Origin of the sequence: Glycomyces sp. YM15 (assembly GCF_016918015.1) — a bacterium.
Classification (GTDB): domain Bacteria; phylum Actinomycetota; class Actinomycetes; order Mycobacteriales; family Micromonosporaceae; genus Glycomyces.
Genome location: NZ_JAERMK010000019.1, coordinates 107,220 through 117,827, shown reverse-complemented (window position 1 = coordinate 117,827; position 10,608 = coordinate 107,220). Strand labels below are relative to the sequence as shown.

11 protein-coding genes and 1 tRNA gene are annotated in these 10,608 nt (G+C 67.2%); 8 read left to right on the top strand and 4 right to left on the bottom strand.

The genetic code is table 11. The features are described 5' to 3' along the window. Nucleotides 1-404: 404 nt before the first annotated feature. Nucleotides 405-1,868, bottom strand: coding sequence for a GTPase ObgE (gene obgE, locus JHY01_RS19830; RefSeq protein ID WP_205327412.1), 1,464 nt, complete (start codon nt 1,866-1,868; stop codon nt 405-407). 115 nt (nt 1,869-1,983) lie between these two features. Here obgE and JHY01_RS19825 point away from each other — a divergent pair. After that, nucleotides 1,984-2,059, top strand: a tRNA-Lys gene (locus tag JHY01_RS19825). Nucleotides 2,060-2,151: 92 nt separating this feature from the next. Here JHY01_RS19825 and JHY01_RS19820 read toward each other — a convergent pair. Further along, nucleotides 2,152-2,910 carry a hypothetical protein gene (locus tag JHY01_RS19820; RefSeq protein ID WP_205327409.1) on the bottom strand — a complete coding sequence of 253 codons (759 nt, stop codon included), beginning with the start codon at nt 2,908-2,910 and terminating at the stop codon, nt 2,152-2,154. 159 nt (nt 2,911-3,069) lie between these two features. Here JHY01_RS19820 and phoU point away from each other — a divergent pair, with 159 nt between their 5' ends. From phoU to pstA, 4 genes are all read left to right on the top strand, one after another. Beyond that, the gene (gene phoU / locus JHY01_RS19815; protein ID WP_205327408.1) at nt 3,070-3,717 is read left to right on the top strand and encodes a phosphate signaling complex protein PhoU; all 648 of its coding nucleotides are present in this window, start codon (nt 3,070-3,072) and stop codon (nt 3,715-3,717) included. 219 nt (nt 3,718-3,936) lie between these two features. Continuing rightward, entirely contained in the window at nt 3,937-4,989 is a 1,053-nt protein-coding gene (gene pstS, locus JHY01_RS19810; protein ID WP_205327420.1) for a phosphate ABC transporter substrate-binding protein PstS, read from the top strand. Between the two features lie 82 nt (nt 4,990-5,071). Next, complete coding sequence (gene pstC / locus JHY01_RS19805; RefSeq protein ID WP_307814504.1) at nt 5,072-6,055, top strand: phosphate ABC transporter permease subunit PstC; 984 nt, start codon at nt 5,072-5,074, stop codon at nt 6,053-6,055. After that, nucleotides 6,052-6,954 (top strand): phosphate ABC transporter permease PstA, encoded by a 903-nt coding sequence (gene pstA / locus JHY01_RS19800; RefSeq protein ID WP_205327407.1) that lies wholly within the window; start codon nt 6,052-6,054, stop codon nt 6,952-6,954. Before pstC ends, pstA begins: the two co-directional genes overlap by 4 nt. A gap of 107 nt (nt 6,955-7,061) precedes the next feature. Here the strand turns inward: pstA and pstB are convergent, their stop codons facing one another. Continuing rightward, nucleotides 7,062-7,946 (bottom strand): phosphate ABC transporter ATP-binding protein PstB, encoded by an 885-nt coding sequence (pstB, locus tag JHY01_RS19795; protein WP_205327406.1) that lies wholly within the window; start codon nt 7,944-7,946, stop codon nt 7,062-7,064. Between the two features lie 202 nt (nt 7,947-8,148). Here pstB and JHY01_RS19790 point away from each other — a divergent pair, with 202 nt between their 5' ends. Next, nucleotides 8,149-8,535 carry a phage holin family protein gene (locus JHY01_RS19790; protein WP_240193006.1) on the top strand — a complete coding sequence of 129 codons (387 nt, stop codon included), beginning with the start codon at nt 8,149-8,151 and terminating at the stop codon, nt 8,533-8,535. 55 nt (nt 8,536-8,590) lie between these two features. On the opposite strand, the gene JHY01_RS19785 is transcribed toward JHY01_RS19790, so the two are convergent. Beyond that, entirely contained in the window at nt 8,591-9,064 is a 474-nt protein-coding gene (locus JHY01_RS19785; protein WP_205327404.1) for a hypothetical protein, read from the bottom strand. Nucleotides 9,065-9,356: 292 nt separating this feature from the next. Between JHY01_RS19785 and JHY01_RS19780 the strand changes: the two genes are divergently transcribed. Beyond that, nucleotides 9,357-10,268, top strand: coding sequence for a cation diffusion facilitator family transporter (locus JHY01_RS19780; RefSeq protein ID WP_205327403.1), 912 nt, complete (start codon nt 9,357-9,359; stop codon nt 10,266-10,268). Between the two features lie 122 nt (nt 10,269-10,390). Further along, nucleotides 10,391-10,564, top strand: a complete 174-nt coding sequence (locus JHY01_RS19775; RefSeq protein ID WP_205327402.1) for a DUF397 domain-containing protein — start codon at nt 10,391-10,393, stop codon at nt 10,562-10,564. Nucleotides 10,565-10,608 lie beyond the last annotated feature (44 nt).

The following is a 10,608-nucleotide window of genomic DNA, read 5'->3' as shown; positions in this document are numbered from 1 at the left end:
CAAGTGTCCCAAGGAAAAGACAGTCAAAAACAGTACCAACCAAGAACCGCCGAAACCTTGTCCAGCGACCTCGATCAGCCCGCACGCTGACCATCCAAACACCCTGTTGAGTTCTCAAACAACACGCACTGATCAGATCTGAAACTTCTTGGAAGTTCCTCTCCGACCGGAGCGGCTCCAGTAACTTACCAGACCGGTTTTCGGGCCGTTTTGGCCCCCCGATCGATTCGTTCGGAGTTTTACCCTTTTGGTTCCGGGCCAGGGCCTTTCGGCTTTCCTGTCCGTTTCCCCCTCGGGCAAAGACAAATTTACGGTACTTGGAAACGGGGTTCGCAAGGGGGGTGCGTGCTCGGCGCCACACCCTTGCGAACCGCACGTTTCCGCAGGTCAGTCCGCAATCAGGGCTATCGCTTGCGGCGTTTGCCCCTGGCTTCCTCTTCCTTCGCGACCCGTTCGAGCACCTCAGCGCGGCGCTCCCTGCGCTCGGCGAGGCGTTCGTCGGCGCCCTTGCGGTCGCTGACTTCAAATCGCGCGTCGGTGCCGCGGGGCGCGACGGTCGCGACGATGTCCGGGTCGGTCGGCTGCCACTCGAACTCGTGGTCGGCGATGCGGACGAACGAGCCGGGCACTGCACCCGCCTTCACGAGCGCGTCCTCGACGCCGAGGGCGGCGAGGCGGTCGGCGAGGTAGCCCACCGCTTCCTCGTTCTCGAAGTTCGTCTGGCCGATCCAGCGTTCGGGCTTGCTGCCGGTGACGATGAATTCGATGTCGCCCTCGAAGGCCGGCTTCACCCTCTTGACGTTGAAGCCGGAGTCGTCGACGGCGACCGGGCGGATCACGGTGCGCGCCGACTCGACCGGCGGCTGCGCTTCGCGGTACTCGACCACTTCCTTGGCGAAGGCGAAGTTGAGCTCCTTCAGTCCTTCACGGCTGACGGCGCTGACCGCGAAGACGGGCCACCCGTACTTCTCGAGATCGCCGCCGACGTAGTCGGCGAGTTCGCGCCCGTCCGGGATGTCGATCTTGTTGAGGACGATGATGCGCGGCCGGTCGGCGAGTCCGCCGTACTCGGCGAGCTCGTGCTCCAGGGCGTCGATGTCGGAGACCGGGTCGCGGTCGGACTCGAGGCTGGCGCTGTCGACGACGTGCGCGAGCACCGCGCAGCGTTCGATGTGCCGCAGGAACTGGAGTCCGAGGCCCTTGCCTGTGGCGGCGCCCGGGATGAGTCCCGGGACGTCCGCGATGGTGTAGGTCGTCTCGCCGGCGGACACGACCCCGAGGTTCGGGGTCAGCGTCGTGAACGGATAGTCGGCGATCTTCGGCCGGGCGGCCGACATCGCGGCGATGAGCGAGGACTTGCCCGCGGAGGGGAAGCCGACGAGGCCGACGTCCGCCACACTCTTGAGTTCGAGCACGACCGAGAGTTCGTCGCCCGGCTCGCCGAGTTCGGCGAAGCCGGGGACTTTGCGCTTGGAGCTGACGAGGGCGCGGTTGCCGCGGCCGCCGCGGCCGCCGTGCGCGACGGTCACCTCCGCGCCGACACCGGTGAGGTCGGCGAGAATCTGGCCATCGGAGTAGATGACGGTGCCATTGGGCACGGACACCCGGATGGACTCACCGTTGGCGCCGTCCCGGTTGGAGCCTTGGCCCTGCTTGCCGTTGCCGCCCTGGAGGCGGGTCTGGAAGTGGAAGTCGAGCAGGGTGTGCACGTTCGGGTCTACGGCGAAGACCACATCACCCCCGTGGCCGCCGTTGCCGCCGTCGGGTCCGCCGAGCGGCCTGAACTTCTCACGGTGGACCGACACACAGCCGTTGCCACCCTTACCGGCAACGACCTGGAGATTCACGCGGTCTACGAAACTTGTCACCGTCCAAGCGTAGCCACCTCGGGGACCCCCGGAGACGGTGCCCGCGGCACATGCTAAAGTTTCTCCTCGTGCGAGAGACACCGCCACAAAAACGCGGTAGTTGCTCAAACACCATGCGCCGCTAGCTCAACTGGCAGAGCAGCTGACTCTTAATCAGCGGGTTCGGGGTTCGAGTCCCTGGCGGCGCACCACACAAGAGGTCCTGGTCACAGGGCCTCTTTTTGGTTTCCCTGAACGCGTGTGGGAGAGGCCCGGCGGCCGCGCGGTCACCGGGCCTCTTCTCCTACATGTAGTCGGCGAACAGTTCGGCGGACTGGGCGACGAAGTCCTCCAGCGCCGCGGTGGCGGCGGCTTCGTCGATGTCCTCGCCCTCCCACAGCGTCGTGTACGCGGTGACTTCCAGACTGCCGAGGGCGACGTGGAGGTTGATGGTCTTGGTGCCGCTGCTGTCGTCGGTGTAGAAGCTGCCGGCGTCGCCGATCTCGGTGTACTCGCTGAACTCGTATCCGTTCTCGGCGTTGTAGTAGTCGGCGTCCGACTCGACCCAGTAGACGACGTCGTCGACGTCCTCGTAGTCGTTGAACCGCAGGTTGACGCCGGTGACGGACTCGTTGTAGAACGAGCAGCTCAGCGAGCCGAGGCCGTTCGTGGTGCTCTCGCTCCGCGAAGTGTGCTCAGGGTCGAGCGGGCCGTACGCCTCTTCGAAGACGCTGAAGTCGAACGCGTCGCAGGCCTCGGACTTGAGCTCGGTGACTTGGGCGCCGCCGTCACCGTCGTCGCCGCCGTCGTCCCCGCCATCGTCGCCGCCGTCGTCCCCGGTGTTGTCGCCGCCTTCTTCGCCGGTCGTGGTCGTGCCGCCGCCGCCCTCGGTGCTGTTCGAGTTGTGAGTGCGCTGCACCACGAGCAGGATCACGGTCATGATGATGACGAGGACCGTGAGTACTGCCCCGCCGATCAGCCACAGGTTGTTCTGCTGCTGCGGCTGCGGGGACTGGCCGCCGTACTGCGGCGTCGGGTAGCCCGGCTGCGAGGGGTAGGTCATCTGGTCGGCTCCATGGGGATCGTTCGTGCGTCGCCCTCACTCTAACGCCGGTCGTCCAGGCCTGTTCGCCCGGAGTTTGCCAGCGGCGGCGGCCTCGATTCGGCCTCCGGTGCCTAGACTGGGCGCATATATGGCCCTTACAACCTCGATTGGTCCACTATGGCGAATGTCTTCCACGTGCACCTCAATGAGCTCAACGAGCTCCTGGTCGAGATGGCCCGCAGGGTCGGCGACGCGGTCGAGCAGGCCTCGGCGGCGCTGCTCGAGACCGACGTCGCCGCGGCCGAAGCCGTGGTGGCCGCGGACGACCAGGTGAACGCGCTGCAGTTCCGGGTGGACGACCGGATCGTGGAGCTGATGACCCAGTACGACCCGGTCGCGACGGACCTGCGGTTCGTGCTGGGGGCCGTGCGGATCTCGGTGGACCTGGAGCGGATGGGCGACCTGGCGAAGCACGTGGCGAAGTCGGTGCTGCTGCGCGCGCCCGTGCCGGTGATCCCCGATTCACTGCGGGCGGACTTCTCGGCGATGGGCGCGGCGGCCGTGCACCTCTCGCAGAAGCTGGTGACGGTCCTGGAAGAGCGCGACCACCTGCTGGCCTCGCAGATGGGCCTGGACGACGACGAGCTCGACGCGATCCAGCAGCGCATTCATGCGCAGCTCCCGAGCCTCGGCTACGGGCCGCAGACGGCGGTCGACGTCGCCCTGCTGGCGCGGTTCTTCGAGCGGTTCGGCGACCACGCGGTGCGCATCGCGCATCAGGTGGTGTACCTCGTGACAGGGGATGTTCACCTCGACCGTTCATAACGGTCCGGTCACAGGCTGGCCGACGTCCGATTAAACTCGCAGCTCACGGGCCTACGGTTTCCTGGAGTCGCGACATCGTTGCGAATCGCGCTCAGTCGTTCACCTTGAGTTCAACTACACGTCAGCGGGTGAACACCGGATGCCACTTACATAGGTCTCGAACAGTGAAGCAGTGACCCGGGCCGCGTCCGGGAGACGGAGTAGAGACCAGCTGTGAACATGAAACTGAACCGCCGGACGATTTTCGGCACGCTGACTGCGGGCGCCCTGGCCATGAGCATGGCGGCCTGTGGCGGCGGCAGCGATGACAACGGCGCCGACGGCGAGATGGTCTCTGGTGAGATCACCGGCTCTGGCGCCAGCTTCCCGGACGCGTTCTACGCGGCCGCCATCGAGGCCTACGCCGAGGTGAACCCCGATCTGATCGTGACCTACAACGCCGTCGGCTCCGGCACCGGCAAGTCCGAGTTCGGCGAGGGCCTGAACGACTTCGCGGGCAGCGACTCGCTGGTGAAGGATGACGACGGCCCCGAGGCCGGTTCGTTCCAGTACATCCCGACCGTGGCCGCCCCGATCACCGTGTCCTATAACCTGCCGGGCGTCGAAGGCCTGCAGTTGGACCAGGAGACGCTGGCGAACATCTTCCAGGGCGCCATCACCGCCTGGAACGACCCTGCGATCGCCGCCACGAACGAGGGCGTCACCCTGCCCGACACCGCGATCACGGTCGCGCACCGCTCGGACGGCTCCGGCACCACCTCGAACTTCACCAAGTTCCTCGACGAGGCCACCGACGCTTGGACGCTCGGCTCGGGTGACGAGGTCACCTGGCCCGAAGGCTCCATCGGCGGCGAGAAGAACACCGGTGTCGCCCAGGTCATCACCCAGACCGAGGGCGCGATCGGCTACGTCGACCTGGCCGACGCCACCGAGACGAAGCTGGTGACCGCCGCCATCGAGAACGCCGACGGCGCCTTCATCCAGCCGACCCTGGAGGCCACCACCGCGGCCCTCGACGGCGCCGAAGTGGCCGACGACCTGTCGTACAACCCGCTGAACGCGGCCGGGGCCGAGACCTACCCGATCGTCGCGCCGACCTACATCCTCCTCCGCACCGACTACGAGGACGAGGAGGTCGCCGCCGGCGTCAAGGAGTTCGTGAACTACCTGCTCACGGACGGCCAGGACATCGCGACCGACAACTACTTCGCGCCGCTGCCCGCAGGTCTGCAGGAGCAGGCCCTCGCCGCGCTGAACGAGACTATTGCGTAAGCATCCCGGATCCGATGACCCCAGCGGCCGCAACGCCGATGGGGTCTTCGGCCGTGCCGACGACGAAACCGGAGAGACGAACGTGACCGCTACGGCACCTCCCGAAGCGCCCCCCGAGATCGATCTCGGAGGCGAAGCCCGCTCCCGCCGCACCGACAGGGGATTCACCGGCCTGGTGGCCCTGGCCGGGCTCACCGTTCTCATCGTGCTGGGACTGATCCTGGTCACGACCTCGGTCCAGGCCTGGCCCGCCATCGCCGCAGACCCGATCGAGTTCCTCACCGGGACCACCTGGGATCCGAACGAAGAGATCTTCGGGACGCTCGGGTTCCTCTACGGCACCCTGGTGACCTCGCTCATCGCGATGATCATCGCGGTGCCGGTGTCGATCGGCATCGCGCTGTTCATCACCGAGGTGGCGCACCGCCGCAGCCGCAAGTACATCGTCACGATCGTCGACCTCCTCGCGACCGTCCCCTCGGTGGTGTTCGGCCTGGTGGGCAGCATCGTGCTGATTCCGTGGGTGCAGCCGATCTACCAGTGGTGGGCCGGCGTCGTGGCGCCCGTCCCGGGTCTGAACGTGATCTTCGACGAGACCAACACGGGCCGCAACTACTTCACCGCGGGGCTGATCCTCGCGGTCATGTGCATCCCGATCATCACCTCGATCTCGCGGGAGGTGTTCGCGACCGTCCCCGACATCGACAAGCAGGGCGCGTACGCGCTGGGCGCCACCCGCTGGGAGATGATCAAGGGCGCGATCCTCCCCCACTCGTTCGGTGGGCTCGTGGGCGCGTCGATGCTCGGCCTCGGCCGGGCCATGGGCGAGACGATCGCCGTGGCGCTGGTCATCGGCGGCGCGATCGGCGTCAACACCAACCTGTTCGCGCCCGGCAACACCATGGCCGCCGTCATCGCCCAGCAGTGGGGCGAGTCGGGCGGACTCCACACCGACGCGCTCATCGGGATCGGCGTCGTGCTGTTCGCCATCACCGTCCTGATCAACTTCCTGGCCCGCGTGGTGGTCCGCCGGGCGGAGATCCAGATGAAGGGTGCCCACTCATGACGACCCTCCAAAGCGGCGGCCCGACACCGCCCGACCTCTCCGGTCGCAACCTCTCGCTGCGGCGCTCGATCGCCGACCGCGGGGCCACGGTCCTCATCGGCTTGTGCGTCCTCATCGCCGCCCTGCCGCTGGCCCTGGTGGCCTGGCAGGTCGTCTCCCGGGGAGCCTCGTCGTGGAGCCTGGACTGGTTCATCGAGGAGATCCCGCGGAACTACCGCACGGCGGGCCCTGGCATGGGTCCGGCGATCCTCGGCACCCTCGCGATCACCGGCATGGCGGCGCTGCTTTCGATCCCGATCGGCGTGCTCGGCGCCGTCTACCTCAACGAGTACGGCAAGAACAAGCCGTTGGCGCGGTTCATCCGGACCATGGCGGACGTCATGACCGGAGTGCCGTCGATCATGATGGGCCTGTTCATCTACGTCGGCTACGTGATCGTCATCGGCGACAAGACCGGCTTCGGCGGGGCGCTCGCCCTGGCCTGCCTGATGCTGCCGATCGTGATCCGCTCGACCGAGGAGATGCTGCGACTCGTCCCCGACGAGCTTCGGCAGGCGTCTTCGGGCCTCGGCGCGCGCAAGTGGCGCACGGTCATGGGCGTGGTGCTCCCCGCGGCGTCGTCGGGCATCACCTCGGGTTCGCTCCTGGCGGTCGCTCGTGCGGCCGGTGAGACCGCACCGATCATCGTCACCGTGGGTCTGACGTACGTCTACAAGCCGGACCTGTTCGACGGTCAGAACACGACGCTCGCCGCGCAGATCTTCCGCAACGCGAGCCAGCCGTTCGCGGCCTCGCAGGACCGCGCCTGGGGTGCGGCCCTGACCCTGATCGCGATCGTCTTCCTGTTCACGATCGTGTCGCGCATCATCGCGTCGCGGTTCGCGATCGACAAGCGCTGATACCGCTCGGTCTCACTCCTCGGCCCCGCACCGGACGGTGCGGGGCCGTTCTACTCACTGCAAAGGCGAAGGGCCCCACCGTTCGGTGGGGCCCTTCGCGGTGTCCATCAGCCGAAACGGCCGGTGACGTAGTTCTCGGTGCGCTCGTCGGAGGGCGTGGTGAAGATCCGCTGGGTGTCGTCGAATTCGACGAGGACGCCGGTGCGGGTATCGCTCTGCTCGTTGACTTCGGTGGAGAAGAACGCGGTCTTGTCGGAGACGCGCGCGGCCTGCTGCATGTTGTGCGTGACGATCACGATCGTGAACTGCTTGGCCAGGTCGACCATGAGCTCTTCGATGCGGGCCGTGGCGATGGGGTCGAGGGCCGAGCAGGGCTCGTCCATGAGGACCACTTCGGGTGCCAGCGCGATGGTGCGGGCGATGCAGAGGCGCTGCTGCTGGCCGCCGGAGAGGGCGAGGGCGCTCTGCTTGAGCTTGTCCTTGACCTCGTCCCAGAGGGCGGCCTTCTTGAGGGAGTCCTCGACGATGGCCTCGCGTTCGGCGCGGGGGACGCCGTGGATCCTGGGGCCGTAGGCGACGTTGTCGAAGATGGACTTGGGGAAGGGGTTGGCCTTCTGGAAGACCATGCCGATGCGGCGGCGGACTTCGACGGGGTCGACGTCGGCGGCGTAGACGTCCTTGCCGTGGTAGGCGACCGTGCCTTCGACGCGGGCGCCGGGGATGAGGTCGTTCATCCGGTTGAGGGAGCGGAGCAGGGTGGACTTGCCGCAGCCCGAGGGGCCGATGAGCGCGGTGATCTCGTTCTTGGCGACGGTGAAGTCGACGTCTTTGACGGCGTTGTAGGCGCCGTAGTAGACGTTGACGCCGCGAATGTCGAAGACGGTGGGGGCGCCGTGGCCGGTCGGCGCGTGCTGGGCGGCGGGAGCGGTGTTCGCACCGATGCGACGGGGGTCGACGGTGCGGCCGAGCGCCGAGTACGACGGGTCGCTCATGGTCTCTCCTTCTGCGCGGGGCAGGTGTGGAAGCGAAGCGGGGGCTGCCGCGACTGTAGGCCGGGAGGGTGGCGTCGGGTTCGATCTTGGGTGAACCGGGGGTGAATCCGGGGGCCCGGGTCGGTCTCGCCGGTGTCGGGTGGTCTCTTCCCGTCTCGGCGGAAACTGGACGCGGGGTCGTTGCGGCGGCGATACTGGCCGGATGATGAGATTTCTGGTGCGTCTGGTCCTGACGGCGCTGGCGCTGTGGCTGGCGACCGCGATCGTCGGGGGCATTCACCTGTACGGCGATTCGGTGCTGGAGCGGTTCTTGTCGCTCGTGCTGGTGGCGTTGGTGTTCACGCTGGTGAACACGTTCGTGAAGCCGATCATCATGGCGGTCGGCTGCGCGTTGTACGTGTTGACGCTGGGCCTGTTCGGGCTGGTGGTGAACGCTTTGATGTTCTGGCTGACCGGCTGGGTCTCGGAGCAGCTGTCGCTGGGGTTCTTCGTGGACGGTTTCTGGCCGGCGTTCTGGGGCGCGATCATCGTGTCGCTGGCGATGTGGGTGATGGATCTGCTGTCGCCGCGGAAGCCGGTCGCGGAGTAGCGGGCACGAAGCACGGGGGCGGCCGTCGGCCGCCCCCGTGTTTCGTGCGTTTGAGTTAGAAGGGCAGTCCTGTGGACGGTCCTGTGGGGACGTCCCGGACGTTGTCGTCGCGCTTGGCGGCCTTGTTCGTGCCCGCGGTGTTGAAGGGCATGGGGCCCTGCGGTCCGGGGGCCTTGCCGAGGCGGCGGCGCATGATGTTCAGGTTGTGCAGGCCGGCGAGCGCGTAGGTGCGGATGCGCGCGAACTGCTTGGTCTTCTTGGCGGTCTTGAGTCGCTCGACCGCTTTGTAGTGGAGTTTCCTGGCGCGGTCGAGGGCCGCGGCGGCTTCGGTGTCGCCCACGGAGACGGGGGCGATCTTGAGCTGGCTGCCGAGGAGTTCGGTCCAGGCTTCGGCGTCGGCTTTGGCCCGGGCTTTTCGACGGCGCTTGGTCTCGATGGCGGATCGCAGGCCGAGGACGGCTGCGAAGACGAGGACGATCGCGACGATTGCGAAGAACGCGATGGTCGAGGTTTCAATGGCGTCTTTCATCGTCACCCCCGTGACCAGTGCTGATGATGTTGGTACGAATATTATTCCATTGCTGCCCCGCATTTGTGAAAGTCCCCCTGGTTCCGGCGTTTCTTTGGGCACCGCACGGAAATGCCGCGGATCGGGCACATCGCGCGACGGGTCTTCGACCCGGGTTGCCGTGGAACGCCGAGGCGAATCGGCCCCGTACCTTAATATGCAATAGTGCGCATGTTAGCATTCAAAGGCGGCGGGGATCCCACCGCCGAGGCCCGGATCGCCGCGCCGCCAGCAACGAAGGAGACCGCTCTCCATGGGCCACGACCACTCGCACGCAGGAGCCGCCTCACTCGGCGCGCGACACCGGAGCCGCCTCTGGCTCGCCCTCGGCCTCGCCCTCGCGGTGATGGCCGCCGAGGCGATCGCCTCCTGGTACACCCACTCGCTCGCGCTGCTCTCGGACGCCGGCCACGTCGCCGGCGACGCCCTGGGGATCGCCATGGCGCTGGCGGCGATCATCGCGGTGAGCCGCGCGGGCGGGCGGCCTCGCCGCACCTACGGGATGTACCGGCTGGAAGTGCTGGCGGCCCTGGCGAACACGGCGCTGCTGTTCGGTGTCGCCGGGTTCGTCATCGTGCAGGCCGTGCGCCGCCTCGGCGATCAGCCCGAGGTGCAGTCCGGCCCGATGCTCGCCGTCGCCGTCTTCGGCCTCGCCGCGAACGTCGCCTCCCTGCTCCTGCTCCGCTCGGCCGCCACCGAATCCATCAATGTGCGCGGCGCCTACGTCGAGGTCCTCGGCGACGCGATCGCCTCGCTCGGCGTCATCGCCGCCGCCACGGTCATCGCCCTCACCGACTGGTACGCGATCGACAGCGTGATCGCCGTCGGCGTGGGCCTGTTCATCCTGCCCCGCGCCTACCGGCTGGGACGCGACGCGCTGCGCATCCTCCTCCAGCACGCGCCCGTCGGCGTCGACCCGGGCGCGGTCGAACACGCGCTCGGCACACTCGATGGAGTGAAAGAAGTCCACGATCTCCATCTGTGGACTTTGACTTCGGGTATGGAGGTCGCGACCGTCCATCTCGCAGTCGACTCGGGCGCCGACCCCGGAATCGTCCTCGGCGACGCGCAGCGGACGCTGGCAGAACAATTCGACATCGCGCACGCGACGGTCCAAATCGAGCCCGGCAGCGCGGAGGCCTCCTGCGGCACACCGCATTGGTGAAGCACGGCAGTCGTACTGTCCGGAACCTGATACTGACGGATAGTCGACGTTCGCCTTGTTGCGCAATGGTTAAGCTCGACACCGTCCTGGGGACTCGAATGCTCCTTGGAAGGAGGAGATCCATGTTGACCCACACATGGAGGAAGAGCAGCAGGTCAGGCCCGAACGGGGCCTGTGTGGAGGCCAGGCTCGCGGAAGCGGCCGTGGAGATCAGGGACACCAAGCTGACGGTGAGCCCGATCCTGCGCGCCAGCCGAGCCGACTGGCGTTCGCTGCTGCGGACATCCGGCAGGTAAGAAGGACGGGTAAGGGGGCGGACGCGGCGACATGCCGCATCCGC

What these genes read in the sequence shown, in the direction of transcription:
- JHY01_RS19775 (WP_205327402.1), top strand. Translation starts at nt 10,391, where the DNA reads ATGTTGACCCACACATGGAGGAAGAGCAGCAGGTCAGGCCCGAACGGG.
- JHY01_RS19790 (WP_240193006.1), top strand. Translation starts at nt 8,149, where the DNA reads ATGATGAGATTTCTGGTGCGTCTGGTCCTGACGGCGCTGGCGCTGTGG.
- pstA (WP_205327407.1), top strand. Translation starts at nt 6,052, where the DNA reads ATGACGACCCTCCAAAGCGGCGGCCCGACACCGCCCGACCTCTCCGGT.
- JHY01_RS19785 (WP_205327404.1), bottom strand. Translation starts at nt 9,064, where the DNA reads ATGAAAGACGCCATTGAAACCTCGACCATCGCGTTCTTCGCAATCGTC.
- JHY01_RS19780 (WP_205327403.1), top strand. Translation starts at nt 9,357, where the DNA reads ATGGGCCACGACCACTCGCACGCAGGAGCCGCCTCACTCGGCGCGCGA.
- pstS (WP_205327420.1), top strand. Translation starts at nt 3,937, where the DNA reads ATGAAACTGAACCGCCGGACGATTTTCGGCACGCTGACTGCGGGCGCC.
- phoU (WP_205327408.1), top strand. Translation starts at nt 3,070, where the DNA reads ATGGCGAATGTCTTCCACGTGCACCTCAATGAGCTCAACGAGCTCCTG.
- JHY01_RS19820 (WP_205327409.1), bottom strand. Translation starts at nt 2,910, where the DNA reads ATGACCTACCCCTCGCAGCCGGGCTACCCGACGCCGCAGTACGGCGGC.
- pstB (WP_205327406.1), bottom strand. Translation starts at nt 7,946, where the DNA reads ATGAGCGACCCGTCGTACTCGGCGCTCGGCCGCACCGTCGACCCCCGT.